The sequence below is a fragment of the Caulobacter sp. FV1ye13L genome, from assembly GCF_058681155.1.
This window is the reverse complement of sequence record NZ_CM178732.1, coordinates 3,729,261-3,753,676: the sequence shown is the minus strand read 5'-3', so window position 1 is coordinate 3,753,676 and position 24,416 is coordinate 3,729,261. Positions and strand designations below refer to the sequence as shown.

22 protein-coding genes are annotated in these 24,416 nt (G+C 69.0%); 14 read left to right on the top strand and 8 right to left on the bottom strand.

Going from position 1 to position 24,416, the window contains the following annotated elements; translation table 11 throughout:
• The first annotated feature begins 21 nt into the window (after window positions 1-21).
• Window positions 22-1,494 (top strand): Do family serine endopeptidase, encoded by a 1,473-nt coding sequence (locus ACW176_RS18145; RefSeq protein WP_492110128.1) that lies wholly within the window; start codon window positions 22-24, stop codon window positions 1,492-1,494.
• Between the two features lie 23 nt (window positions 1,495-1,517).
• Here ACW176_RS18145 and ACW176_RS18140 read toward each other — a convergent pair whose 3' ends face one another.
• Window positions 1,518-1,937, bottom strand: a complete 420-nt coding sequence (locus ACW176_RS18140) for a VOC family protein (protein ID WP_492110127.1) — start codon at window positions 1,935-1,937, stop codon at window positions 1,518-1,520.
• A 35-nt stretch (window positions 1,938-1,972) separates the two neighbouring features.
• On the opposite strand from ACW176_RS18140, the gene ACW176_RS18135 reads away from it, so the two are divergent.
• Genes ACW176_RS18135 through ACW176_RS18125 form a run of 3 tightly spaced genes read left to right on the top strand, consistent with a single transcriptional unit; the run spans window position 1,973 to window position 4,593 of the window.
• Entirely contained in the window at window positions 1,973-3,274 is a 1,302-nt protein-coding gene (locus ACW176_RS18135) for a replication-associated recombination protein A (protein ID WP_492110126.1), read from the top strand.
• Window positions 3,271-4,065 carry an RluA family pseudouridine synthase gene (locus ACW176_RS18130; RefSeq protein ID WP_492110125.1) on the top strand — a complete coding sequence of 265 codons (795 nt, stop codon included), beginning with the start codon at window positions 3,271-3,273 and terminating at the stop codon, window positions 4,063-4,065. The genes ACW176_RS18135 and ACW176_RS18130 overlap by 4 nt, the downstream gene beginning before the upstream one ends.
• Before the next feature lie 30 nt (window positions 4,066-4,095).
• Window positions 4,096-4,593 (top strand): CC0125/CC1285 family lipoprotein, encoded by a 498-nt coding sequence (locus ACW176_RS18125; RefSeq protein ID WP_492110124.1) that lies wholly within the window; start codon window positions 4,096-4,098, stop codon window positions 4,591-4,593.
• Here ACW176_RS18125 and ACW176_RS18120 read toward each other — a convergent pair.
• Window positions 4,590-5,828, bottom strand: coding sequence for a hypothetical protein (locus ACW176_RS18120; protein ID WP_492110123.1), 1,239 nt, complete (start codon window positions 5,826-5,828; stop codon window positions 4,590-4,592). The two genes, ACW176_RS18125 and ACW176_RS18120, sit on opposite strands and share 4 nt — an antisense overlap.
• A 143-nt stretch (window positions 5,829-5,971) precedes the next feature.
• Between ACW176_RS18120 and crcB the strand changes: the two genes are divergently transcribed.
• From crcB to ACW176_RS18100, 4 genes are all read left to right on the top strand, one after another.
• Window positions 5,972-6,358, top strand: a complete 387-nt coding sequence (gene crcB, locus ACW176_RS18115; RefSeq protein WP_419321120.1) for a fluoride efflux transporter CrcB — start codon at window positions 5,972-5,974, stop codon at window positions 6,356-6,358.
• Complete coding sequence (locus tag ACW176_RS18110; protein WP_419321121.1) at window positions 6,355-7,344, top strand: RluA family pseudouridine synthase; 990 nt, start codon at window positions 6,355-6,357, stop codon at window positions 7,342-7,344. Before crcB ends, ACW176_RS18110 begins: the two co-directional genes overlap by 4 nt.
• Window positions 7,341-8,834: a putative 2OG-Fe(II) oxygenase gene (locus ACW176_RS18105; RefSeq protein WP_492110122.1), complete on the top strand. Its 1,494-nt coding sequence runs from the start codon at window positions 7,341-7,343 to the stop codon at window positions 8,832-8,834. Before ACW176_RS18110 ends, ACW176_RS18105 begins: the two co-directional genes overlap by 4 nt.
• A 444-nt stretch (window positions 8,835-9,278) precedes the next feature.
• Window positions 9,279-9,554, top strand: coding sequence for a hypothetical protein (locus ACW176_RS18100; protein WP_492110121.1), 276 nt, complete (start codon window positions 9,279-9,281; stop codon window positions 9,552-9,554).
• A 131-nt stretch (window positions 9,555-9,685) separates the two neighbouring features.
• Here ACW176_RS18100 and ACW176_RS18095 read toward each other — a convergent pair whose 3' ends face one another.
• Window positions 9,686-10,945 carry a DUF1501 domain-containing protein gene (locus ACW176_RS18095; RefSeq protein WP_492110120.1) on the bottom strand — a complete coding sequence of 420 codons (1,260 nt, stop codon included), beginning with the start codon at window positions 10,943-10,945 and terminating at the stop codon, window positions 9,686-9,688.
• The gene (locus ACW176_RS18090) at window positions 10,942-12,312 is read right to left on the bottom strand and encodes a DUF1800 domain-containing protein (RefSeq protein WP_492110119.1); all 1,371 of its coding nucleotides are present in this window, start codon (window positions 12,310-12,312) and stop codon (window positions 10,942-10,944) included. The genes ACW176_RS18095 and ACW176_RS18090 overlap by 4 nt, the downstream gene beginning before the upstream one ends.
• 118 nt (window positions 12,313-12,430) lie before the next feature.
• Here ACW176_RS18090 and ACW176_RS18085 point away from each other — a divergent pair, with 118 nt between their 5' ends.
• On the top strand, window positions 12,431-13,156 hold the full coding sequence (locus ACW176_RS18085; protein WP_419321126.1) for an ATP12 family chaperone protein: 726 nt from the start codon (window positions 12,431-12,433) through the stop codon (window positions 13,154-13,156).
• 121 nt (window positions 13,157-13,277) lie between these two features.
• Window positions 13,278-14,810 carry an acyl-CoA carboxylase subunit beta gene (locus ACW176_RS18080; protein ID WP_492057062.1) on the top strand — a complete coding sequence of 511 codons (1,533 nt, stop codon included), beginning with the start codon at window positions 13,278-13,280 and terminating at the stop codon, window positions 14,808-14,810.
• A 771-nt stretch (window positions 14,811-15,581) separates the two neighbouring features.
• Here ACW176_RS18080 and amaB read toward each other — a convergent pair.
• Window positions 15,582-17,105, bottom strand: a complete 1,524-nt coding sequence (gene amaB, locus ACW176_RS18075) for an L-piperidine-6-carboxylate dehydrogenase (RefSeq protein WP_492111969.1) — start codon at window positions 17,103-17,105, stop codon at window positions 15,582-15,584.
• 117 nt (window positions 17,106-17,222) lie between these two features.
• Here amaB and ACW176_RS18070 point away from each other — a divergent pair, with 117 nt between their 5' ends.
• Genes ACW176_RS18070 through ACW176_RS18055 form a run of 4 tightly spaced genes read left to right on the top strand, consistent with a single transcriptional unit; the run spans window position 17,223 to window position 20,744 of the window.
• Window positions 17,223-18,116 carry a polyprenyl synthetase family protein gene (locus ACW176_RS18070; RefSeq protein ID WP_492110118.1) on the top strand — a complete coding sequence of 298 codons (894 nt, stop codon included), beginning with the start codon at window positions 17,223-17,225 and terminating at the stop codon, window positions 18,114-18,116.
• A gap of 2 nt (window positions 18,117-18,118) precedes the next feature.
• Window positions 18,119-19,057, top strand: a complete 939-nt coding sequence (locus tag ACW176_RS18065) for an ABC transporter ATP-binding protein (protein WP_492111968.1) — start codon at window positions 18,119-18,121, stop codon at window positions 19,055-19,057.
• Window positions 19,054-20,262, top strand: a complete 1,209-nt coding sequence (locus ACW176_RS18060) for an ABC transporter permease (RefSeq protein WP_492110117.1) — start codon at window positions 19,054-19,056, stop codon at window positions 20,260-20,262. Before ACW176_RS18065 ends, ACW176_RS18060 begins: the two co-directional genes overlap by 4 nt.
• A gap of 8 nt (window positions 20,263-20,270) precedes the next feature.
• The gene (locus ACW176_RS18055) at window positions 20,271-20,744 is read left to right on the top strand and encodes a sterol desaturase family protein (RefSeq protein WP_419251693.1); all 474 of its coding nucleotides are present in this window, start codon (window positions 20,271-20,273) and stop codon (window positions 20,742-20,744) included.
• Here the strand turns inward: ACW176_RS18055 and ACW176_RS18050 are convergent.
• From ACW176_RS18050 to crtY, 3 genes are read right to left on the bottom strand one after another with little or no spacing between them, the layout of a single operon-like run.
• Entirely contained in the window at window positions 20,741-21,670 is a 930-nt protein-coding gene (locus tag ACW176_RS18050; protein WP_492110116.1) for a phytoene/squalene synthase family protein, read from the bottom strand. The genes ACW176_RS18055 and ACW176_RS18050 overlap by 4 nt on opposite strands.
• Entirely contained in the window at window positions 21,667-23,169 is a 1,503-nt protein-coding gene (locus ACW176_RS18045; RefSeq protein WP_492110115.1) for a phytoene desaturase, read from the bottom strand. Before ACW176_RS18045 ends, ACW176_RS18050 begins: the two co-directional genes overlap by 4 nt.
• Window positions 23,166-24,350 (bottom strand): lycopene beta-cyclase CrtY, encoded by a 1,185-nt coding sequence (gene crtY, locus ACW176_RS18040; protein WP_492110114.1) that lies wholly within the window; start codon window positions 24,348-24,350, stop codon window positions 23,166-23,168. Before crtY ends, ACW176_RS18045 begins: the two co-directional genes overlap by 4 nt.
• Window positions 24,351-24,416: the final 66 nt, after the last annotated feature.

Genomic DNA, 24,416 nt, shown 5'->3' with positions numbered 1-24,416 from the left:
ATGCGCCCGAAAGCTCAGGCGATGTCCGGGTCGCTTACAAGGAGACGCTCCACACCCATGCGAGCCCATCGCGCTTTGTTTCCCGCCCTGATCCTGCTGGCGGCCTGTTCGCCGCAAGGCCCGTCCAGCGCCCAGGCGATCCCGGACCTGGCCCAGCCCACCCGACGCGCGCCCACCGACCCTGCCTCGATGAAGGCCTCGTTCGCGCCCGTGGTGAAGAAGGCCGCGCCGGCCGTGGTCAATGTGGCCAGCCGCCGGGTGGTGCGCACCCAGGCCCGCGATCCGTTCTGGGACTTCTTCATGGGCGGCGGCGGCGGCGCGCCGCGCGATCAGGTGCAGGGCTCGCTGGGCTCGGGCGCCATCGTCCGCGCCGATGGGGTGATCATCACCAACCACCATAATATCGAGGGCATCGTCGAAGGCCGGGGCGAGATCACCGTCCAGCTGGCCGACCGTCGCGAGTTCATCGCCACCGTCCTGCTCGACGATCCGCGCGCCGACCTGGCCGTGCTGAAGATCGACACCAAGGGCGAGCGCCTGCCGGTCATGGCCATCGACGATCAGGAACAGCTGGAGGTCGGCGACCTGGTCCTGGCCCTGGGCAATCCGTTCGGCGTCGGCCAGACGGTGACCAACGGCATCATCTCGGCCATGGCCCGCACCGATGTCGGCGCGGCCGATTTCGGCAGCTACATCCAGACCGACGCCTCGATCAATCCGGGCAATTCCGGCGGTCCGCTGGTCGACATGGACGGCGACCTGATCGGCATCAACACCTTCATCATCTCGCGCTCGGGCTCTTCCAGCGGGGTGGGCTTCGCCATTCCCGCCGCCGTGGTCAAGCAGGTGGTCAACGCCGCCCTGGGCGGCGGCCACAGCGTGGTGCGACCCTGGCTTGGCGTGAAGGGCCAACCCGTCACTGCCGAGATCGCCCGCAGCCTGGGCATGGCCGCGCCGCGCGGCGTGCTGGTGGCCCAGGTCTATCCCGGTTCCTCGGCCGACAAGGCGGGGCTGAGGGAAAGCGACATCATCCTGTCGATCGACGGCAGCGTCGTGAACGACGAGGGCGGCGGCGCCTTCGCGATCGGCACCCACAAGGTCGGTGACCGTGTGCCGATGGTCATCCGTCGCGGCGAGCGCGAGCAGACCCTGACCGTCCGCGCCGAGGCCGCGCCCGAAAGCCCGGCCCGCGACGAGAAGACCCTGACCGGCCGCAACCCCTTCGACGGCGCCACGGTGCTGAACCTGTCGCCGGCCGTGGCCCAGGACCTGGGCGCTGACCCGTTCGCGGGCCGGGGCGTGCTGGTCAGCAAGATCGGCCAGGGTTTTGCGCTGAGCGCCGGTCTGCGTCCCGGCGACTTCATCCGCGAGGTCAATGGCCGGCCGATCAACACCGTGGCTGACCTGGCCGCTCTGTCGAACAGCGGCGGCCGGGCCTGGACCGTGACCATCGAGCGCGGCGGCCAGCGGATCACGGCGCGGTTCAATACCTGATCCCAAGCCTCGAAGATCGGGGGCTATCCCTTGATCTTCGAGGCGATGGACCAGCAGTGGCCGAACGGGTCGACGATCATGCCGAAGCGGTCGCCCCAGAACTGGTCGGCCAGCGGGAAGTGAATGGTCGCGCCGGCGGCCACGGCGCGGTCCCACCAGACGTCGGCGTCGTCGACCTGAAGGTGAAGGGTCACCGAGGCGGGCGGGGTGAACGGCGCGCCGCCCATCATCTCGGAGAAGTGGTCGGAGACCATCACCCAGGCGCCGTTGATCAGCATTCGCGAGTGCATCAGCCGCTCGCCGTCGTCGGCGGTGTTGCGAAACGTCTCCTGGGCGCCGAACGCTTGCGTGTAGAAGGCCACCGCGGCCTTCGCGCCGACGACGGACAGGTAAGGCGTGACCCCATCTTCGGGGCCGCGTGTCGGATCGCCATCGTTGGTCATGGTGGTTCCTCCCGGGATTTCGTAAACCTGCGCCCATGTCCGATCTTTTCCAAGCCGCCGGCCTGACCCCGCATGCGCCGACGCCGCTCGCCGAGCGTCTGCGGCCCCAGACGCTGGATCAGGTGGTGGGGCAGGAGCACCTGCTGGGTCCCGAGGGGCCGATCGGCCGGATGGCGGCGGCCAAGCGCCTCTCGTCGATGATCCTGTGGGGCCCGCCCGGCACCGGCAAGACCACCATCGCCCGCCTGCTGGCCAAGGCCGGTGGCTATGAGTTCCAGCAGATCTCGGCGGTATTTTCGGGCGTCGCCGACCTGAAGAAGGCCTTCGAGCAGGCGCGCGGCCGCCGCATGTCCGGCCAGAGCACCCTGCTGTTTGTCGACGAGATCCACCGCTTCAACCGCGCCCAGCAGGACGGTTTCCTGCCGTTCGTGGAGGAGGGGGTGATCACCCTGGTCGGCGCCACGACCGAGAACCCGTCGTTCGAGCTGAACGGCGCTCTGTTGTCGCGCTGTCAGGTCTTCGTGCTCAAGCGCCTGGACGAGGAGGCGCTGGAAGCCCTGCTGGCCAAGGCCGAAGCGGTCGAGGGCCGCAAGCTGCCGCTGGACGCCGAGGCCCGCTTCACCCTGATCGCCATGGCCGATGGCGACGGCCGCTACCTGCTGACCCTGACCGAGACCCTGCTGTCGGTCGGCACCGACACGCCGCTCAATGCCGTCCAGCTGGGCCAGTTCCTGCAGAAGCGCCGGCCCGCCTACGACAAGAACCGCGAGGAGCACTACAACCTCGTCTCGGCCCTGCACAAATCGGTGCGCGGTAGCGATCCGGACGCCGCGCTCTACTGGCTGGCGCGCATGCTGGAGGGCGGGGAGGACCCGCTGTTCATCGCTCGCCGGCTGGTGCGGATGGCGTCCGAGGACATCGGCGCGGCCGATCCGCTTTCCCTGCTGCTGACCACGGCCGCCAAGGACGCTTTCGACTTTCTGGGCAGTCCCGAGGGCGAGCTGGCCCTGGCCCAGTGCGTGGTCCACATGGCCAGCGCGCCCAAGTCCAACGCCGTCTACACCGCCTTCAAGGCCGCCCGCCGCGCCGCCAAGGAGACCGGCTCCTTGGCCCCGCCGGCCCACATTCTCAACGCCCCGACCAAGCTGATGAAGTCGCTCGGCTATGGCGACGGCTACGCCTATGACCACGATGTCGAGGGCGGCGTCTCGGGCCAGAACTATTTCCCGGACGGCATGGCGCGGCCCAGGTTCTATGAGCCCAAGCCCGTCGGCGCGGAAGCCAAGGTTCGGGAACGGCTGGACGCGTGGAACAAGCTGCGCAAAGACGGGCGATGACCACGCGTCCCCCCCGCCGTCCGCCCCTCGCGCCGAAACCCAAGGCGTCAGACGCTCCCATCACCCTGACGGACGATGAGATCGCCCTGGCGCGGTCCTGGGTGATCCACGAGGACGACAGCGTCATCGTGCTGAACAAGCCCGCCGGCCTGTCCAGTCAGGGCGGCCGCATCCAGGCCCATACGCTGGACGACCTGCTGTGGGCCTTCGCGCGGCCCGGTCGTCCGCGTCCGCGCCTGATCCACCGGCTGGACCGCGACACCTCGGGCGTGATCCTCACCGCCAAGACCAAGCCGGGGGCGGCGTTCCTGGGCAAGGCGCTTATGGGCAAGCGCTTCCGCAAGTCCTACATGGCCATCGTCGCGCCGGGCGCGCCGGAGCCCAAGGGTGGCATGATCGACAGCCCGCTGCGCCGCGAGTCGATTGGCCGCGAAGCCTATATGCGGGTCTGCCTGCCCGACCACCCCGACGCCGAGACCGCCCGCAGCCGCTATCGCACCCTGTCGTCCAACGCGACGGCCGCCCTGGTGGAGCTATCGCCGGACACGGGCCGCATGCACCAGCTGCGGGTCCACATGGCCTCGATCGGCCGGCCGATCTCGGGCGACAGTCGCTATGGCGGGGCGCTGATGCTGGGCGGGACGGCGGTTCCGCGCCTGATGCTGCACGCCGCCCAGCTGGTGTTTCCGCATCCCGAGGGCGGCGAGCGCCGGATTGCCGCGCCGGTCCCGGCCGATATGGTCGCCATGCTGGAGACGCTCGGAATGCCCGTCCCGGAACAGCGCGCCTAGCCAGGCCGTTTAAAGGTCAGGAGAAACGCCATGCAACGCCTCGCCGGACTTGCCCTGTCCCTGATGCTGCTGAGCGGCTGCGCCAGCGCGCCCACCCTCTACGCCGCCAGGACCGCGTCGGCGGGCGTCGGCTATTCTGAGTTTCGGCTGGAGCCGGGCCGTTACCGCGTCACCTTCCAGGGCGGCCCCGGCGCGCCCGTTGAGCAGGTTTCAGACTATGCCCTGCTGCGCGCGGCGGAACTGGCGGTGCGCGACGGCTATGACTGGTTTCGGGTGTCGGATCGCCTGACCTCGAGCACGGGCGCCGGCAATGGACCGCGCCTGTCGATTGGCGGGGGCTCCAGCCGCTATGGCGGGCACAGCTCGATTGGCCTGGGCCTCGGCACAAGCTTCGACCTGGGCCCCGGACCCACCGTGACCAGCTCGCTGGAAGTCGTGTTCGGCAGGGGCGCGGCGCCGCGTGACGCCGACGTCTATATCGCCCAGGCGATCATCCGCTCGGTGGGCTACGGCCGCAGCACGATCTAGGCGGCCGCCGCCGTCCTGGCCGCCAGCGGATGGCTGGCGCGCAGGGCCGCGTGGGTCAGGCCCGCAGTCTCGGCCGCCGCGAAATAGCCCTCGGCGGGCAGGCCCTGCAGCGTGGTCATCGGCGCCACGCCCTTGACGTCGCGGCCGAAGTTCATGATGTCGGTCGCGATCCGCTCCGCCGGTCCAGCGAGGTCCGAGGCGTCCAGCGTCAGGCCGCTCAGCCGCGCCTCCTTCAGGCCGCGCAGGGCGTCCTTCTCCGGCGGCACCCGGGCGATGACGCCGCGTGTCAGGGCCTTGAGCAGACCAACCACTTCCAGCAGGCGGCCCGAGGGCGTGCCGCGGGTGATATCGACCAGCTCGATCATCACGCCGCCGCGCAGCAGGGCCAGCGACAGGCCCGGCGTCCCGGTCAGCATGTCGCGGCCGCGCTGGGTGCCCAGGGTGCGGAACGATGCCGGCAGGATCAGGTCAGGAACGTTGTGGCCCTGGGCGCCGCGCGCGAACACGGCGGCATACTTCAGGGTCGCCTCGTCGATAAAGGCAATGTCGCGGTCGGGCAGGCGGGTGATCGCCCGTGCATTGGCCTGGCGCCCGCTGGCCAGATGAGTGACCACCGGCTCGATGCGGATCGCCGTGGTGACATTGCGGCGCAGGCTGATCACGTGTTCCAGCGTGAAATCGACCCGCAGGGCCGCGCCGCCGGCAGTGGTGAAGGCCACGGGGGTGCGTCGTGACTCATCGCCGTCCTCGACCGCCCGCCGCACCGGTGAGCGTTTGGAGTCACGCCGGGCGCGGGCCGCCAGCACCGTAGCCGCGTCTATCCGACGGCAGATGGCCTCGCCGCCGTTCAGGCCGATGACCGCGCTGATCCCCAGATCGCTCATGTCGACGGAGCCCAGCAGGTGGGTCAGCACGTCTTCCAGGATGCGGACGCTCGTCGCCTGGGCGGCCAGGCCCTGGTCACTGTTCATGGCGATCAGGAATTCGCTGTCGGAAATGCGGGCCCGCATGTCGTTGCGGTCGAGGTGCTCGGCCAGCTTGCGCTCGACATAGGTCCAGACATCGCCGCGCTTCTGCGACCACCAGTCGCCGGCCCAGGCGCGGATGGCCTGGACGCTGATGACGTTCACCGAGCCGCGCGCGATCAGCTCGCTCCCGGCCAGCCGGTGCAGGACCGGGGCGGGCAGAGCGAGACGCTGGGTCGTATCGTCCTGGGCGTTGCTGTCGAAGGGCATGGGGCTCGGTTCACAAGAGGAGCGGCCAGAATGCCGCTGGCACGCTTAACCTCTCGTTCGGAAAGAAGGTTTCCAGCGATGTTCACCGTGAAGAAATCCGGGCGCGACTTGGCGTTCGGCCCCGCTCGGCGCATAAGGAGCCAATGACCAAACTGCTTCTCGTAGCCGCCGGCGGCGCCGTCGGCTCGGTCGCCCGCTATCTGGTGGGCGCCCAGGCCCTCCGGCTGATGGGACCGGCTTGGCCTTACGGCACCTTCGCGGTGAATGTGATCGGTGGTTTCCTGATGGGCGTGCTGGCCTCCTGGCTGGCGCATCGTGGCAACGCCAACCACGAACCGGTCCGCCTTTTGCTCGCCGTCGGCGTCATGGGCGGCTTTACGACCTTCTCGGCCTTTTCGCTGGAGACCGCGCTGATGATTCAGAAGCGCGACTACAGTCAGGCCTTCACCTATTCCGCCGCCAGCGTGCTTTTGTCCGTGGCGGCCCTTTACGCGGGCCTTCTGATCGCCCGCAGGATGTTCGCGGCATGAAAGAAGTACGCACGCTCTATGTGGACGCGGGCGAGGATGGCACCCGGGTGGACCGCTGGTTCAAGCGCCGCTGGCCCCACCTCAACCACATCCAGCTCAACAAGCTGTTCCGCTCCGGTCAGGTGCGGGTCGACGGCTCGCGGGTGAAGGCCGACACCAAGCTGGCGGCCGGCTCGCAGGTGCGCGTGCCGCCTCTGCCGGACGCCCCCGATCCGGACGAGAAGCTGGTGCTGTCCAAGCGCGACATCGCGTTTGCCAAGTCGCTGGTGCTGTACGAGGACGAGGAAGTCCTGGCGCTGAACAAGCCCGCCGGCCTGGCCGTGCAGGGCGGCACCAAGACCACCCACCACATCGACAAGCTGCTGTCGGCCTGGGGCGAGGGCGTCAACCGGCCCAAGCTGGTCCACCGTCTGGACCGCGATACCTCGGGCGTGCTGCTGCTGGGCAAGACCCCGGCCGCCGCCGCGCGTCTGTCGGGCTCGTTCGCCAAGCGCAAGGCGCAAAAGACCTATTGGGCCATCGTCCAGGGCAACCCGCACCCGGTCGAAGGCGTCATCGAGCTGCATTTGGCCAAGCGCGGCGTGGGCGATCGCGAACTGGTGGTTCCCGCCGAACCCAAGGACAAGGACGCCCAGCCGGCCGAGACCGAGTTCGTCTCGATCAGCCGCGCCGGCCCGCGCGTCACCTTCATGGCCCTGCGTCCGCACACCGGCCGCACGCACCAGCTGCGCGCCCACATGAAGGCCATCGGCCACCCGATCCTGGGCGATCCGAAGTACAGCGACGAGAAATCGACCCAGCTGTCGGAGGGCCTGAAGCTGCAGCTGCACGCCCGCTCGGTGATGCTGCCGCACCCGTCGGTGGGCATGCTGTTCATCGAGGCGCCGATCAGCCCCGAGCTGAAGGCGGGCTTCGCCAAGTTCGGCTTCTCGGAAGACGAGGCCGACCAGGATCCGTTCGCGAAGAAGCAGATCAAGCGTCGATGACGGCGGAGGTCGTTCGGCAAGCCTGGACGCTTCTGGACCAGGGCCGCGCGGCCGATGCGGTCGCCCTGACGCGCGCGCCTGCGGCCTCGCCGCAGGCCGGGGCCGGGATGCTGATCGTTCATGCGGCGGCGCTGAAGGGCGTCGACCGTCATGACGAGGCGCTGGTCTTCAACCGCCGGGCCGTGGCCGCCACGCCCAATGACCGCATCGCCTGGTACAATCTGGCCGCCACCCTGGGTGACCTGGCCCAGGCCGAAGAGACAGAGGCGGCGATCCGCAAGGCCATCGCCCTGGGCCTCGACGCGCCCGAAGCCTGGCTGGTGCTGGGCCGCGCCCTGCAGGGCCAGAGCCGCTATGACGAGGCCGAGGCCGCGTTCAGGGCGGCCATCAGCCGCCGGGACGGGTTCGGCGATGCCCATCGCAACCTGGCCCAGCTGCGCTGGATGCGGTCGGGCGATCTGGTCCTGGCCCTGGAGGCCCTGACGGCTTCGCTGGCGCGCAATCCGACTGACAGTCAGCTGATCCTGCTCAAGAGCACGGTCGAGGAATTCGCCGGCGACAAGGCCGCCGCCTTCGCCACCCTGAACGACGCCCTGATCCGCCAGCCGAACGACGCCCTGCTGTTGCTGGCCGCCTCGCACATGGCCGGCGAGATCGGCCAGGCCGACGCCATGCTGGCCCACGCCCAGGCCGCCGAACGCCTGGTCCCGCAGGCGCCGCAGGTGCTGATCGCCCTGGCCGAGGCCCATCTGGCGGTCGGGGATGCGGCCGCCGCGTCCCAGACCACTGAACGCCTGAGGGCCATCGCGCCGCTGGATCAGCATGGCCTGGCCCTGCAATCCACGGCCTGGCGGCTGTCGGGCGATCCGCGCCGCGCCGTGCTGAACGACTATGAGGGCCTTGTGCGGGCCTACACCCTGCCGACCCCGGAGGGCTGGGACAGTCTGGACGCCTATCTGGGCGCCCTGCGCGATCGGCTGGCCCAGCGGCACGACCTCAAGACCCATCCGCTGCAGCAGTCCCTGCGCGGCGGCAGCCAGGTTCCCTCGCTGCATCAGTCGCCCGACCCGCTGTTCCAGGCCTTCTTCGCCCAGGTTCGCAAGGTGGTGGCGCGTTACCTCGCCGACATCGGTCCCGGCGACAACCCGCTGCGCGCCCGGGCCGGCGGCGACTTCCGGGTCAGTGGCGGCTGGTCGGTGCGGCTGTCGCCCAACGGCTTTCACGCCGACCATGTGCACCCGCAGGGCTGGATCTCGTCGGCCTTCTATCTGGACCTGCCCAGCGGCGTGGCCGACGAGCACACGCGCGAAGGCTGGATCAAGTTCGGCCAGCCCGGCTGCGTCACCCGTCCGGCCCTGGAGCCCGAGCACGAGGTGCGTCCCCAGCCGGGGATGCTGGTGCTGTTTCCGTCCTACATGTGGCACGGCACCCGGGCCTTCACCTCGCCCGAGCACCGCCTGACCATGGCGTTCGACGTCGTGCCTCAGTAAATCCGCTCCGCTCGCCGAAGCCCGAGGCCCAAACCCGGCCGTTGGCGCCGAGAGCGGACCTTACGATCGGCTGTTTGGGGTGGGGAAGGAGGCGTTCGCGCCAAAGCCGAAAGCATCCACTCTCAGCAGCAACACACGCTTGTCATCCCGGCCGTAGCGTAGCGAAGCGCCGGGACCCAGGGGCCAACGCAGCGCGCCGGCTCCGGGCTCCCTGTTGGGAGCGTCACCTGAAACCAGACTGTGTCACCCCAAGCTCGAGGAAGCCGGCCGAGCGCCAAGAGCAAGTGCATCGCGGTTGCCCCTGGGTCCCGGCGCTACGGCCGGGATGACAAGATTTTTTGGACGAGGTCAGAGGCCGCGAAGCGGACCTTTCGACGAGCCGCAAAGGGTGGCCTGCTGCCACAGGCCCGCTTAAGATGGCGTACCGTCACGACGAGCCCTCGCATGATTGGCAACGCTATCCTGATCGCCTTGAATGCGCTCCTGTGGGGCGGGTGGACCTTTAGCTTTGCGAGAGGCGGGGTGCATAACTCCACTCAGGCGGCGTGGTACATATACGGCCCACTGCTTGCATTTGCGGTCACAACGGTTGCGCCCACCCTCGCCTTGGCGACGGGGCGACTCCGGCGCGGCGACTCCAGCACTTGGCTGAAAGGCTTTCTGATCCTCACGCTGCTGGGCTTCCTGCCCTATGCCTGCATGTCCGGTGGCGGCGTCTAAAAGCAGACGTCGTCAAGGACCGCTATGGCTCGTGCGCAGCCATCAGCGCGATTGCAGACTCCAGACCTTCAGATCGCGACCACGAGCCCTTGTCGGTCCCGCTGAAACCACGCTGCGGGGAACGGAGATCGTCACACCAGCCCCGTCACCGCCTTCGCCTCGGCGCTGCCTGGGAACACCCGGCTGTCCAGCGCCGAGCGATCCACGCCCATGTGGTCGCCCAGCAGACCTTTGAACAGGCCGCGCATGTCCATTGTCGGCGCCACGTCGCGGTTCTCAAACAGCGCCGGCGGGGACAGGCCCGGCCAGTCGCCGATGATCCCGCCCGGCTTCAGCGCCCCGCCCAGCACCAGGGCCGTCGAGGCCGTGCCATGGTCGGTGCCGCCGGTGCCGTTGGCGCGGGCGGTGCGGCCAAATTCGGTGACGGTGACCACCACCGTATTCTTCCACTCCTCGCCCAGGCCGGTGTTGAGGCCCGACAGCACCGAGTCCAGATAGGCCAGCCGGGTGTTGAGCTGGCCGACCTGGCCGGCGTGGGTGTCCCAGCCGTCCAGCGCGATGGCGGCGATGCGCGGGCCGCCGTCCTGGACCATGAAGCCGGCCAGGGTCGCGCCCAGCTTGCGGGCCGCCTCGCGTCCCTCGCGTCCGCCCCGGCCGGCCGGGGCCGCCGGCGCCATCATGCCCGGCGCGGCCATGCCGTCCTTCTCCACGGGCGGCGCCATGGCGGTCATGGCGGCCTGGGCCATGCTCTCGGTCTCCAGGCCGCGCGCGAAGGCCGGGCCCATCAGGGGGTCGCTCCTGTAGAGGTCCTGCAGCAGGGTCGGCAGGCGGGCCGTCTCGTCCACGCCCTTGCCCGGCGACCAGCTGGCCGCCTGGACCTTGCCGCGCAGGATCAGGGGCGTCGTCGCGCCCACATACAGGCCTTCGGCCTTGCGCGAGGCGGGCAGGGTTTCCAGCGTCCGGTTCAGCCAGCCCGAGGTGGTCGCATAGACCTGGGCCGAGCCGCTTTCCAGCACGTCCTGGGCTTCGAAATGCGAGCGGGCGCGGTCGGGCGTCGCCACCGCCGGCGCGATCCGGGCCTGACCCTTCAGGGCTAGGGCGTGAACCGAGGTCAGGGCAGGGTGCAGGCTGAACGTGCCGTCCAGCTTCAGACCGTCCTCGGGCTTGATGGCGATCCCGCGCCGCAGCCCCTCATAGTCCTTGTCGCCCACGGGAGGGCTGACCGACAGGCCGTCCATGCCGCCGCGGCAGATCACGACGACCAGCTTGCGCTTGTCCAGGGCGCTGTCGGCGTCGGCCAGGGCCGGACGGCCCAGGAAGGTGACCGACAGGCCAAGACCGGCGGCCGAGGCCAGGACGCGGCGACGGTTCATCATCGGGCAGTCGGTCATCGGCGTTGGAACTCCGGACTCATCAGCAGCAGGGCGACGGCCTCGCTGCGGGTCTCGGCCCGGGCGACAGCCTGGGCGGTGGGGGGCGTCAGCCGGGCGCCGAGGGCCGCGACCGCCGCTTCGTTGGGATCCAGCCGGTCGGCGACCACGGCGGCGAAGGCCTGGCTCCATTGTAGGCGCTTGATCAGACCGTCGGGTGAGCACCATTCGCCGGCCATGTCCGACCAGCCCTTGGGCGAGGGGGGAGAGAAGCCTCTCTGTCCCAGGCCAATCAGGGGAACGGTGATGCGCTCATAGGCCGACGGCTGGGCGCCGATCACGCGCCAGGACGAGATCAGGAACTCGTAGGGCGTCTTGAACTTGGTCGCCGCCGGCTCCCACGCCTCGGGCGCCTCGACCAGGGTGCGGGCCACGCGGTCCAGCCGCCCGCCGCTCTTGAGGAAGCTCTGCTCCAGCCGCGCCACCAGGGTCGGCGGCGGATCGTCGGCGACGAAGTGCCGGGCGATCTTCAACGCGACATGGCGGGCCGTGGCGGGGTGAGCGGCCAGATCCTTCAGCACCGCCAGACCCTGACCGATCTCGTCGTCTTTGTAGGTCTTGCCCAGGATGGTGCGGACCCCGGGTTCGTGGATGTTGACCCGGAACACGAACTGGCCGGCCCGGTCCTGGTCCTCGCCGCCGACGCTGAAGCCGGTCAGGGCGCGGGCGAACTCGGTGACGTCGGCCTGACTGTATCCGGCCTCGACGCCGACGGTGTGCAGCTCCAGGATCTCGCGGGCCAGGTTCTCGTTCAGGCCGCGCCGGCCGTTGCGAGATCCGGTCATGCTGCCGGGCCCGACCGACTGGGCCTGGTCCAGATAGGTAAGCATGGCCGGATGGGTGCTGGAGGCGACCAGCATGTCCTCGAAGCGACCGAAGGCGTAGGGGCGGATGACCTCCTGCTCGAAGGGGCCAACCATCACGGCGGTCAGCTCCTTGGTTCCTGAAACGGTGAAGTGGTTGGCCCAGAACAGCGCCCAGCGCTCGCGAAAGCCGCTGGCCGTGCTCGCGCCCAGCTGGGCGCGGCTGAGGAAGTCGGCGGCGGCCTTCTCGCGAATGGCCTTGTTGGCCTGCTGGACGGCGACAGTCTTGGGCTCGCCGTCGTCCTTGGCCTCGCGGCGCAGCTCCTGATAGGCCCGCATGGCGATAAAGCGCTGGGCCGAGGTGTCGGCGCCCGGCTGCGGCTGGTCGGCGCCTTTGGGCGTGATCTGGCCGAGCAGGGATCCGCGCGGGTCCCTCGTGGCGGCGGCGATGTCGCCCGGGCGGGCGCCCAGGCCAAAGCGGGTTACGGCCAGGGCCGCCATCATATCCTTGGAGGGCAGGGACAAACGCGCTCTCTCCTTGCGTCCGGGGCCTTGTGCCCGGGACCGTTCTTGATCATTCAACGCCTTGAAGAGGGCGATCCGTCGACCGTCCCGCAAATCACCGCTCAAGGAGCCATCATCCGTGGCCGAGAAGACCCCGCCAATCGAAAAGCCGCGCCGGTTCTACAAGGCGGCGACGGTTGGGCCCGTGGAGGGCGGTTTCGCCGTGCTGCTGGACGGCCGCACCCCCAAATCGCCGGCCAGGTCGCCTCTGGTTCTGCCCAGCCTGGCCCTGGCGCAGCGCGTGGCGGACGAGTGGGAGGCGCAGGACAAGGTCATCGATTCGACGATCATGCCCGCCACCCGCCTGGCCTTCACCGCCATCGACCGCATCTCCGAGACCCGCGCCGCCGTGGCCGTCGAGGTCGCCGCCTATGCCGGGTCTGACCTGCTGTGCTACCGCGCCGACCATCCCACGCCCCTGGTCGAGCGCCAGACGCGGGAATGGCAACCGCTGCTGGACTGGGCCAAGAGCGCTCTGGGCCTTCACTTCACGCCGGTGACAGGGATCATTCACACGCCGCAGCCCGCCCAGACCCTGGCCGATGTCGAGGCCCTGGCCCTGTCGATGGATGATTTCAGCCTGGCCGGCGTGGCCTATGCTTCGGGCCTTCTGGGCTCGACGGTGCTGGCCCTGGCCATCCGCGCCGGCGAGCTGGACGGCCAGCGGGCCCTGGATCTGTCGCGCCTGGAAGAGACCTTCCAGGCCGATATCTGGGGGCAGGACGCCGAGGCGCGGCTGCGCGCCGATAACCTGGCCATCGAGGCCCTGGCCCTGGAGCGGTGGTTCGCCGCGCTGCGGGCATAACCGTCCGAATGCTGCACTGCCGTAAGGGCTGGCTTGCCAGTCCGGCCGCGCGGCTTTACCCCTCGTCCGATAAGGCGGCCCCACGGCTTGGGAGACCGCAGGAGCAGGGGAGCGCATCCGCGTGCAGCATATTCTCGAGGAACTGGATCGTCGTCGCGAGCAGGCCAAGGGCGGCGGCGGCGAAGCGCGGGTGGCATCGCAGCACGCCAAGGGCAAGCTGACGGCGCGGGAACGCATCGACCTGCTCCTCGACGAAGGCAGCTTCGAAGAGTTCGACATGTTCGTCGAGCACCGCTGCGCCGACTTCGGCATGCAGGACCAGAAGATCCCCGGCGACGGCGTCGTCACCGGCTGGGGCACGATCAACGGCAAGGTCGTCTACGTCTTCTCCAAGGATTTCACGGTGTTCGGCGGCTCGCTGTCGGGCGCTCACGCCGCCAAGATCGTCAAGGTCCAGCGCCAGGCGATGAAGGTCGGCGCGCCGGTGATCGGCCTGTTCGACGCCGGCGGCGCGCGCATCCAGGAAGGCGTCGACAGCCTGGCCGGCTATGCCGACATCTTCATGGAAAACGTGATGGCCTCGGGCGTGATCCCGCAGATCAGCGTGATCATGGGCCCCTGCGCCGGCGGCGACGTGTACAGCCCCGCCATGACCGACTTCATCTTCATGGTGAAGGACACCAGCTACATGTTCGTGACCGGTCCTGACGTGGTCAAGACCGTCACCAACGAGGTGGTCACCGCCGAGGAACTGGGCGGGGCCCGGGTGCATGCCGCCAAGTCGGGCGTGGCTGAAGGCGCGTTCGAGAACGACCTGGAAGCCATGACCCAGGTGCGCCGCCTGGTCGACTTCCTGCCCTCGTCCAACCGCGAGCCGGCCCCGGAGCGGATGAGCTTCGATGAGCCCCTGCGCGAGGAGATGAGCCTGGACACCCTGATCCCCAGCGATCCGGGCAAGCCCTACGACATGAAGGAACTGATCCTCAAGATCGTCGACGAAGCCGATTTCTTCGAGATCTCCAGCGAGTGGGCCAAGAACATCATCTGCGGTTTCGCCCGCATGGACGGCGAGAGCGTCGGCATCGTCGCCAACCAGCCCCAGGTGCTGGCCGGCGTGCTGGACATCGACAGCAGCCGCAAGGCCGCGCGCTTCGTGCGCTTCTGCGACGCCTTCAACATTCCGATCGTCACCCTGGTCGATGTCCCTGGCTTCATGCCGGGCACCAAGCAGGAATATGGCGGCCTGATCAAACACGGCGCCAAGCTGTTGTTCGCCTATGCCGAGGCCACGGTGCCCAAGATCACGGTCATCACCCGCAAGGCCTATGGCGGGGCCTATGACGTGATGAGCTCCAAGCACCTGCGCGGCGACCTCAACTATGCCTGGCCGACCGCCGAGATCGCGGTGATGGGCGCCAAGGGCGCCGTCGAGATCATCTTCCGCGCCGAGGCCAAGGACCCGGTGGCCCTTGCCGCCCGCGAGGCTGAATACAAGGCCGCCTTCGCCAATCCGTTCGTGGCCGCCTCGCGCGGCTATATCGACGACGTGATCATGCCGCACGGCACCCGTCGCCGGATCGTGCGGGGCCTCAAGAGCCTGAAGGGCAAGGAACTGACCAACCCCTGGAAGAAGCACGACAACATCCCGCTGTAGGGGCGTGGGCGGCGTGGTCCAGCGGCCAGCGCCGCTGGCCCCCTCCTGACCGCTACGCGGTCGTCCTCCCCCTTGTCAGGGGGAAGATGAGATCAGTGCGTTTCATCTTCCCCCTTCGGGGGAAGACGGCTGCGTAGCAGCCCGTAGGGGGCAAGTACGGGGATAGAGCTCGATCAATCCCCTGGCCTTTCGGGAAAAGCTCAACCCGATCAACACCCTGCAAAAAGAATGAGCGCGCCTGTCAGACGCGCTCAAACCTCCCGTATTCTTGTCCCACCTCGTCGCGAGGAAAGGGCGCAAGGCCAGCGACCATTGCGGCGGCGGGGGGTGATCGAGCGGGGCTGGGGTCGAGGGGGATACTCGACCGGTCCGGGGATCTGGTTGCTGGCCAGACCCGCCCGCCGTCGGCGTGGACGGGGATCAAGGCGAGTGTTGGTCAGAATTGGCCCCACGCCCCCCGACCTTCGGGACTTCGGGAAACCGAGGCGTCCGGGTTCCGGTAAGGCCCCAACTGGGCCACCCGCCGGGACGCTGATGGATAACGACCACGCGGAGCGGACGGCTTCGTCGAAACGGTATTTTCTATTTCTCATCCGGACGTGGTCCGGACGCTCCGCGACCCTTTCCATAACTCGGCGGTTCCCGCGCGAGACTGCGGCGCCGTAGCTGCTCCCCCTCCGGGGGAGCTGTCGCGGAGCGACTGAGGGGGCCATCGCCGCCATCGCCGCGCTGCCCCCTCCGGCCCTCCTCCCCCAGAGGGGGAGGATCTATCTACAGATCAAACCTCACCCCCTGCGCCAGCGGCAGGGCTCCGGAATAGTTCACCGTCGCGGTCTGGCGCCGCATGTACTGTTTCCAGCTGTCGGAGCCGCTCTCGCGACCGCCCCCGGTTTCCTTTTCGCCGCCGAACGCGCCGCCGATCTCGGCGCCCGAGGGGCCGATATTGACGTTGGCGATGCCGCAGTCGCTGCCGGCCGCCGACAGGAAGGCCTCGGCTTCACGGACGTCATTGGTCATCACGCAGGAGGACAGGCCTTGCGGCACATCGTTCTGGATCGCCACCGCCTCGTCGAAGTCGCGATAGGGCACGACGTGCAGCAGGGGCGCGAAGGTCTCGCGCTGCATGCCGGCGCTCGGAGCCGGCAGGCGGGCCAAGGCGGGGCGCACATAGAAGGCTTCCGGATGCTCGTCGATCAGCAGGCGCTCGCCGCCGCTGACCGTTCCGCCGTCGGCCCGGACTTGATCCATCGCCGCGACGAAGGCCTCATAGGCGGCCCTGTCGTGCAGCGGGCCCAGCAGCACGCCGTCCCGGCGCGGATCACCGACCGGAAGACGGGAGAAGGCGCTCTCGACCGCGTCGGCGACCTTGTCGACCAGGCTTTCGTGGACGATCAGGCGGCGCAGGGACGTGCAGCGCTGGCCCGCCGTGCCGGCCGCCGAGAAGACGATGGCGCGAACGGCCAGCGACAGGTCGGCGCTCGGGGTGACGATCATGGCGTTGTTGCCGCCCAGCTCCAGGATCGAGCGACCAAAACGGCCGGCGACGATCGGGGCGATGGCCTGGCCCATGCGGGTGGAGCCGGTGGCGCTGACCAGCGGGATGGCCGGATCGCGCACCAGCCGCTCGCCGGCGTCACGGCCGCCCAGCACCACGCTGCACAGGCCTTCGGGCGCATCGCCGAAGCGGGCGATGGCGCGCTCCAGAATGGCGTGGGTGGCGATGGCCGTCAGCGGCGTTTTCTCGGACGGCTTCCAGATCACGGGGTTGCCGCAGACCAGGGCCAGGGCCGCGTTCCAGGCCCAGACCGCGACCGGGAAGTTGAAGGCGCTGATCACCACCACCGGACCCAGCGGATGCCAGGTCTCGCGCATGGCGTGGCCGGGGCGCTCCGAGGCGATGGTCAGGCCATAGAGCTGGCGCGACAGGCCGACGGCGAAGTCGCAGATGTCGATCATCTCCTGGACCTCGCCGGCGGCCTCCGAGGCGATCTTGCCAGCTTCCAGGGTGACGATGGCGGCCAGCTGATCCTTGGCGGCGCGCAGTTCCTCGCCCAGCAGGCGGACCAGCTCGCCGCGACGCGGGGCGGGGACGGTGCGCCACGCGCGGAAGGCCCTGGCGGCGGCCGAGACCTTGGCGTCGATGGTCCTGGCGTCGTCATAGGCGACCTGGGTCAGGATCGCGCCATCGAGCGGGCAACGGACGGCCACGCCGCCATCGGCGGGCAGGCCGGCGACGCCCAGATCGGCCAGAACGGCGCGGGCGTGGGCGGCGGGGTTTGGGAAGGACTGGGTCATGATCGTGGAAAACGCCGACATGGGCTTCGGGTCAAGTGGGGGCTGCTTGACGCCTCCGACGGGCGCCTTCAAATGAACCGCCCACAATGGGGTGACTGTGACGGCAGCGACCCGCCTATGGACGATAACGCCGCCTATCTTCAGCGCCTTGAGACCCTGCGGGCCGGTGTCGATCGCCGCCTGGGCGAGCTCGCGCCAAGGCTCGGCGCGGCGCCGGATCGCCTGGTCGAGGCCGTGCGCTATGCCTTGCTGGCCCCTGGAAAGCGCTTCCGGCCGATGCTGACCCTGCTGTCCGCCGCCCAGTTCGGCGCGGACGAGGGCGCGGCGCTGGATACGGCCTGCGCCTTCGAGATGGTGCATGCCGCGTCGCTGATTCTCGATGATCTGCCGGCCATGGACGACGCCGGTCTGCGCCGGGGCCTGCCGACCATCCACCGCGCCTTCGACGAGGCCACCGCCGTGCTGGCGGGGGTCGGCCTGCTGAACCAGGCCTATGCCGTGGTCGCCGCCGATGCGCGGCTGGACACCGCGCTGCGGGCCGAGATCGCCGGGCGCATCGCCGGCTCGGTCGGCTTTTGTGGCCTGATCGCCGGTCAGGCGCGGGACCTGTTCGATCGCGACCAGCTGCGCGACCTTCCGGCGCTGGACCGCCTGAACCACGAAAAGACCGGCGTGCTGATCATGGCCGCCGCCCAGTCGGGCGCCCGGATCGCCGGAGCCCCCGACGAAGCCGTCGCGGCGGTGGGCGAATTTGGCCGGCGCATGGGCATGGCCTTTCAGATCCGCGACGACCTGATCGACGCCGAGGGCTCGGTCGAAGGCGCAGGCAAGGACGTGGGCAAGGACGCCGCGATGACCACGGCCGTCTCGCTGCTGGGGATTGCCGGCGCGCGGGCCGCGATGGAGGCCCACCTCGCGGCGGGCCGGGCGGCGCTGGACGCTGTCGGCGGCTGCGACCTCGTGGCCGGCTATGTCGGCCGCCTCTTCGCCGGACGCAAGGCGGCGGCTTGACCGTGTCTCCCATTCTGACGGTGTCGGGCGTGACCCACGCCTACGGCGACAGGACCGTGCTTCGGGGCGTCGACCTGACCCTGGAGCCCGGCGAGATCTACGCCTTGCTGGGTCCCAACGGGGCCGGCAAGACGACCCTGATCAAGAGCATCTGCGGCCGCTTCCGGCCCGACGGCGGCGAGGTTCGGCTGAACGGCCAGGACCCGGCGCGGGTCAGCGCGGCGCGGGCCAGCCTGGGCCTGGTGCCGCAGGAGATCGCCCTCTACGCCCACCTGACCGTGGCCGAGAACCTGGCGGCGTTCGCAAGCCTGGCCCAGGCGCCGCGCCGGACCATCCCGGCCGCCGTGCAGCGGGCCATGGAACTGACCCGCACCGTCGACCGCGCCCATGTGCCGGTGCGCCACCTGTCGGGCGGCTATCAGCGCCGCGCCAACATCGCCGCCGCCATCGTCCATCAGCCGGCCCTGCTGATCCTCGACGAGCCCACGGTCGGCGTCGACATCGACGCCCGCGAGGCGCTGGACGCGGTGATCCGCGGCCTGCGCGACCTGGGCGTGGCGGTGCTGCTGACCACCCACGACCTGGAACAGGCCGGCGCCCTCGCCGACCGGGTCGGCTTCCTGCGCGAAGGCTGCCTGGTGCTGGAAGGCCAGCCTCGGACCCTGATCGCCGAGGCCTTCGGGGCCCAGATGGAGGTGCTGGTCGAGCTGTCAGGCGAGCCCGACGCCGCCGGCGAGGCGCTGCTGATCGCGGCAGGCCTGGCCAGAACCGCCCATCGCGCCAGGCTGTGGACCCGCCTGGATGTCGACGGCTACGCCGCCGCCGGCCGGCTGGACAAGCGGCTGCGCAAAGCCGGGCTGATCCCTCGCGAGATCCGGGTCCGCGAGCCGTCGCTGCAGAACCTGTTTAGCCTGGTGGCCGAACGGAAGCTGGCCGCATGATCCGCCTTGAAATGACGCTGGCCATGGTGCGGGTGATGGCGCTGGAGCTGTGGCGCGACCGCGCAGCTTTGGTGATGACCTTCCTGCTGCCGCCGCTGGTGTTCCTGATCTTCAGCTCGGTGTTCGCCGGGGCGACCGGCGAGGACATCAAGCCCAAGCTGGCCATGGTCGATCTGGCGCGCACCGAGACGTCCGGCCGGGTGGCTGGCGCTCTGCTGGCCAGTTCCGAGATCCGCGCCGAGGCCACGACACCCGCCACGGTCGAGGCGGTGCGGGCGCGGGTGAAATCCGGCCAGGCTGATGTGGGCCTCGTGATCCGCGCCGATCCCGCCGCGCCGGGCCGGCCGTTCCTGATCATTTCCGATCCCGGCCGCGCCGTGGCCGCGCCCCTGACCCAGGCCCGGGTGCAACTGGCCATGGCTCGCGCCGCGCCCGACGCCGCCCTGCGCCGCAGCGTCGACCAGCTGACCCCTGCTCTGGGGGCCCTGACGCCGGCCCAGACCGCGCGCCTCGACGCCGCAGCCGCCGCGCTAAAGGCAAAACCGCCTGCGGTCACCGGCGGCGACCTGTTCGACCGCGAGGACCTGCTTGGCGCGAAGAAAGGCGGGGCGACCATCGCCTATTACGCCGGGGCGGTGATGATCCTGTTCGCCCTGTTCTCGGCCATGCAGGGCGCTCTGGGTCTGATGGAAGAGCGCCGCACCGGCGTCGCCGACCGGCTGCTGGCCGGCGTGGCGGGCATGGGGCCGGTGGTGACCGGAAAGTTCGTCTTCCTGGTCGGGCAGGGGATCGTCCAGGCCGTGGCGATCTTCGCGACCGCCCAGATCGTCTATGGCGTGGCGGTGGTCGAGCATTTCGGCCTGTGGCTGCCGACGACCCTGGCGACGGCGGTCTGCGCGGCGGGTCTGGCCCTGGGGCTGGTCTCGGTGTGTCGGACGCGGGAGCAGGCCCAGATGCTGTCGACCTTCGTGATCCTGGTGCTGGCCGCGATCGGCGGCAGCATGGTGCCGCGCTTCCTGATGCCGGCCTGGCTGCAGACCGTCGGCTGGTTCACGCCGCATGCCTGGGTGATTGACGCCTATCAAGGCGTCCTGTGGCGCGACGCGTCAGTGTCGCAGGTGTATAAGGCTTGGGGCGTGCTGACCGCCGCCGGCCTGGCCGGTCTGGCGCTGGCCCAGACCCTGGCGCGACTGTCGCGTCGATAGGACCTGTGATGACGACCCTGGCGCTTGATATCGTGCTGTTCCTGGCGGCCTTCGCCTTCATGGAAGGCTTTGCCTGGGTCACGCACCGCTATGTGATGCACGGCTTCATGTGGGTCTGGCACAAGTCGCACCACGAGCCGCGCGAAGGCCTGTTCGAACTGAACGACCTGTTCGCGGTGGTCTTCGCCGCCCCGGCCATCGTGGCGATCTATTTCGGGGTGCACGGCACGCCGTGGCTGCTGCCGGTGGGTCTCGGGATCACCGCCTACGGCTTCATGTACTTCATCTTCCACGACGGCATGGTCCACCGACGCTTCAAGACGCCGTTCGGCAAGTCAGCCTTCTGGAAGCGGGCGATCCAGGCCCATCGTATCCATCACGCCGTCCACACCAAGGAGGGCGCGGTGTCATTCGGCTTCCTGTGGGCCAAGCCGGTGCGGGAACTGAAGGCGCAGTTGAAGTCGCGCGGCGTCGAGGCCTAGATCTTCGACCACAGGTCGGGCCGCGCCGGCGGCTGGATCAGTCGATCAAACAGGGCCGAACGCAGAGCGATGACGCCGCCTTCCAGCGCTCGCCAGGCCTTCATCCGGCCGCTGACCACGACGCGCTCATCCCAGGCCTTGTCGCCGACCTTGACCACGTCCAGCCCGATCTGCCGATAGACACCCCGCGCCGCCGCGATGGCCCACGCGCAACGGACGGGCAGGTCGCGCAGACCCCAGCGGGCCGAGGCGTAGTAGGGCTCGGCGGCGTCGACGAGGCGCTTGGCCATGATCGCCACAGCAGCGCGATGGGCGGGATCGGCGACCGCCGTCTCGGGAACGCCCAGCTCGGCCAGCCAGGCGCGCGGCACATAGATCCGGTCGTTGCGGGCGTCCTCGACGATGTCGCGGGCGATGTTGGTCAGCTGAAACGCCAGTCCCAGATCCTGGGCGCGGCGCAAGGTCGACAGGGCGTTGGGCTTCGTGCCCATGACCAGGGCCATCATCGTGCCGACCACGCCGGCCACGCCCCAGCAATAGTCGAGCAACTCGTCCAGCGTCTGATAGCGCCGGCCTTCGACGTCCATGGCGAAGCCGTCGATCATGTCGAGAGCGTAACGCTCGGGAATCTGGCGGCGCCGGGCCACGGTCTGGAAGGCGGCGAACTGCGGATCGCTGGGCGGCTCTCCGGCCAGGGCGGCGCGGGTCTGGGCGTACAGGGCGGCGAGGCGGGCCGGAGCGTCCTCGACCGGACTCATGCCGTGACCGAGGGTCTGGCCGTCGATCACGTCGTCGCAGTGCCGACACCAGGCGTAGAGCATCTCTGCGTCGGCCCGGGTTTCGGGGTCGAACAGGGCGGCGGCGGCGGCGAAGCTTTTGCTGCCCTTCTGGATCGCCTCGCGGCTCTGGACCTCTAGATCGCTCACGCGGCTTGAGTCGCGAAGTCGTCGATCATCAGCCCGGCCGTGGCCTTGGCCGAGCCAACGACGCCGGGAATGCCTGCGCCTGGATGGGTGCCGGCCCCGACGAAATAGAGGTTGGGAATGACGTCGTCGCGGTTGTGGGTGCGGAAGAACGCGCTCTGGGTCAGCAACGGCTCCAGCGAGAAGGCCGCGCCGTTCCACGCGTTGAGCTCGGTCGTGAAATCGTCCGGCGTGAAGATCCGGCTGGTCACCAGATCGCGGGACAGATTGGGGATGTAGCGATCCTCCAGATACTTCAGGATCCGGTCGCGATAGGCGGGCCCTTCCTTGGACCAGTCGATCTCGGCGGTCTCCAGATTGGGCACCACCGACAGGACGTAGAAGCTGCTGCAGCCGGGCGGGGCCATGCCGGGATCGGTGGCGCACGGGGAATGCAGATAGAGCGAGAAATCGTCGGACAGGGCGTCCTTGTTGTAGATGTCGCCGATCAGCTCGCGATAGCGCGGGCCAAAGCAGATCGTGTGATGGCGGATCTCGGGATGCTCAGCCTTCAGACCGAAATAGATCACGAACAGCGAGGGGCTCCAGCGCTTGCTCTCCAGCGCCTTGCCGACCTTCTTGCCACGCGGATCGTCGACCAGCAGGTCGCGATAGGTGTGCATCACGTCGGCATTCGAAGCGACGGTGTCAAAGGCTTCGAACTCGCCGCCGGAATTGATGATCCCTGTGACGCGGCCGTCACGGGTGGTGATTTTCTGGACGGGCGCGTTGAGCCGGATCGTGCCGCCCAGGTCTTCCAGCAGGCGCACCAGACCGCGGATCAGCGCGCCGGTGCCGCCGCGCGGGAACCAGACGCCGCCGCGACGCTCGAGCGCGTGGATCAGGGCATAGATCGACGAGGTGGCGAAGGGGCTGCCGCCGACCAGCAGGCTGTGGAACGAAAGAGCCTGGCGGACATGCTCGTCCTTCACGAACGACGAGACCTTGTCATAGACGCTGCGCCAGGCCTGCAGCTTCATCAGGGCCGGGGCCGACGAGATCATGCTGCGGATGTCGAGGAACGGCACGGCGCCCAGTTCGACATAGCCCTTTTGATAGAGCTCCTCGGAATAGGCGTGGAACTTGCGATAGCCCTCGACATCGGCCGGATTGCGGGCGGCGATCTGACGGTCCAGCTCGGCCTGGTCGTTGACGTAGTCGAAGACGTCGCCGTCTTCCCAGACCAGCCGGTAGAACGGGTTGACCGGTAGCAGCTCGACATAGTCCTCGATCTTGCGACCGCTGATCGTGAACAGCTCCTTGAGGCAATCAGGATCGGTGATCACGGTCGGGCCGGCGTCGAAGATGAAACCCTCGTCCTCCCAGACGTAAGCGCGGCCGCCGGGCTTGTCGCGACCTTCGATCACGGTGACGTCGAAGCCGGAGGACTGCAGGCGGATGGCCAGGGACAGACCGCCGAAGCCGGAGCCGATAACGGCCGCGCGCGGCTTTGGAACACTCATGCTTTGTCCTCAATCACTGAGCTCTCGCCCAGATACCCCAGGGCGGCGACGATAGGTACGGGCGGTTTGCCCATCAGGACGCGGGCCTGATCAAAAGGAGTCAGGCGCGCCGCGTAGAAGCGCTGAATCAACGGGGCGCCCAGACGGTAGAAACGCTCCAGAACCTTGTAGCGTTGGTCCGGCGCGCAGGCCCTGAACAGCATGCGATTGAGCAGACGGAAGAACCGTCGGCGGCGCCAGGCCGCTTTTGAGTGGGCCTCGGCGCAGGTGCGGACGTGGGCGCTGGTGATGTGTGGCAGGGCGGCGATCTGTTCCGCCAGCCGGGCGGCGTCGGGCAGGGAATAGCCCGTGGTCGGCTGGAAGAGCGCAGCGCGCAGACCCACCTCCGCCACCTGGGCGCGGGCCTCGCGCCAATAGGCGTCGATGTCGCCCGCCAGGGCGATGGGCAAGACGCCATGTTCCTCGCGCTCGACCTTGGCGATGGTCCAGCCCTGCTGGGCGGCATAGGCGGCTATGGCGGCGCGAACATCGGCATGATCGAGGGCGTCACCGTCGCTGTATCGGGTGTCCTCGATCAACAGGCGGGTGGAGTCGAGCGGCAGGACGTAGAGGAAACGATAGCCGTCCAGTTGCGGCACGGTGGCGTCCATGACGATAGGACGCGTCAAGCCATGGGGCTTTGACAGTCGTATGCCCTGGCCCAGGAACTTCTGCCATCCCAGCACAAGACTGCGACTGCGGCGCGGACCGCGCCCGTCAATGACGGTGGCGGCGGTGATGCGACGGCCGTCCGACAGGGTGACCTGATGGGGCGACACATCCGAGACCGTCGCGCCCAGCCAGACGTCGTCGCCAAGGGCGGCCGAGACAGCCTCGTGGAGCCGCTGAGAGGTAATGGCCAGATAGGCCGTGTCCAAGGCGCGCCGATGGGCTGGAAAACGAACCTCGTAACCCGACCAGCGATGCACGACCAGCGGACGCAGCCAGCCGCCGATCGCGGGGCTGACATCGGTCTCAAAGTGACACCAGGTGTGCTCGCCGCCGATTCGCTTGTCGCGCTCCAGCAGGATCACGCGCAGGTCGGGGCGTAAGGCCCTCAGGCGCAGCGCGATCAGGCCATTGGCCAATCCGCCGCCCACGAGGACGACGTCGGCTCTGTAGGTTGAAGACGTGGACGCCATGCTTCAGCGTCTAACATGATTGTGCGGTCGCCACGCCAGCGTTGCGCCCATCAAAATGACCGGCTA

Coding starts and splice junctions, on each gene's coding strand:
- ACW176_RS18110 (WP_419321121.1), top strand. CDS start 6,355: ATGAAAGAAGTACGCACGCTCTATGTGGACGCGGGCGAGGATGGCACC.
- ACW176_RS18095 (WP_492110120.1), bottom strand. CDS start 10,945: ATGACCGACTGCCCGATGATGAACCGTCGCCGCGTCCTGGCCTCGGCC.
- ACW176_RS18135 (WP_492110126.1), top strand. CDS start 1,973: ATGTCCGATCTTTTCCAAGCCGCCGGCCTGACCCCGCATGCGCCGACG.
- ACW176_RS18045 (WP_492110115.1), bottom strand. CDS start 23,169: ATGAGTGTTCCAAAGCCGCGCGCGGCCGTTATCGGCTCCGGCTTCGGC.
- ACW176_RS18060 (WP_492110117.1), top strand. CDS start 19,054: ATGATCCGCCTTGAAATGACGCTGGCCATGGTGCGGGTGATGGCGCTG.
- ACW176_RS18130 (WP_492110125.1), top strand. CDS start 3,271: ATGACCACGCGTCCCCCCCGCCGTCCGCCCCTCGCGCCGAAACCCAAG.
- ACW176_RS18120 (WP_492110123.1), bottom strand. CDS start 5,828: ATGCCCTTCGACAGCAACGCCCAGGACGATACGACCCAGCGTCTCGCT.
- crtY (WP_492110114.1), bottom strand. CDS start 24,350: ATGGCGTCCACGTCTTCAACCTACAGAGCCGACGTCGTCCTCGTGGGC.
- ACW176_RS18055 (WP_419251693.1), top strand. CDS start 20,271: ATGACGACCCTGGCGCTTGATATCGTGCTGTTCCTGGCGGCCTTCGCC.
- crcB (WP_419321120.1), top strand. CDS start 5,972: ATGACCAAACTGCTTCTCGTAGCCGCCGGCGGCGCCGTCGGCTCGGTC.
- ACW176_RS18100 (WP_492110121.1), top strand. CDS start 9,279: ATGATTGGCAACGCTATCCTGATCGCCTTGAATGCGCTCCTGTGGGGC.
- ACW176_RS18070 (WP_492110118.1), top strand. CDS start 17,223: ATGGACGATAACGCCGCCTATCTTCAGCGCCTTGAGACCCTGCGGGCC.
- ACW176_RS18105 (WP_492110122.1), top strand. CDS start 7,341: ATGACGGCGGAGGTCGTTCGGCAAGCCTGGACGCTTCTGGACCAGGGC.
- ACW176_RS18145 (WP_492110128.1), top strand. CDS start 22: ATGTCCGGGTCGCTTACAAGGAGACGCTCCACACCCATGCGAGCCCAT.
- amaB (WP_492111969.1), bottom strand. CDS start 17,105: ATGACCCAGTCCTTCCCAAACCCCGCCGCCCACGCCCGCGCCGTTCTG.
- ACW176_RS18125 (WP_492110124.1), top strand. CDS start 4,096: ATGCAACGCCTCGCCGGACTTGCCCTGTCCCTGATGCTGCTGAGCGGC.
- ACW176_RS18140 (WP_492110127.1), bottom strand. CDS start 1,937: ATGACCAACGATGGCGATCCGACACGCGGCCCCGAAGATGGGGTCACG.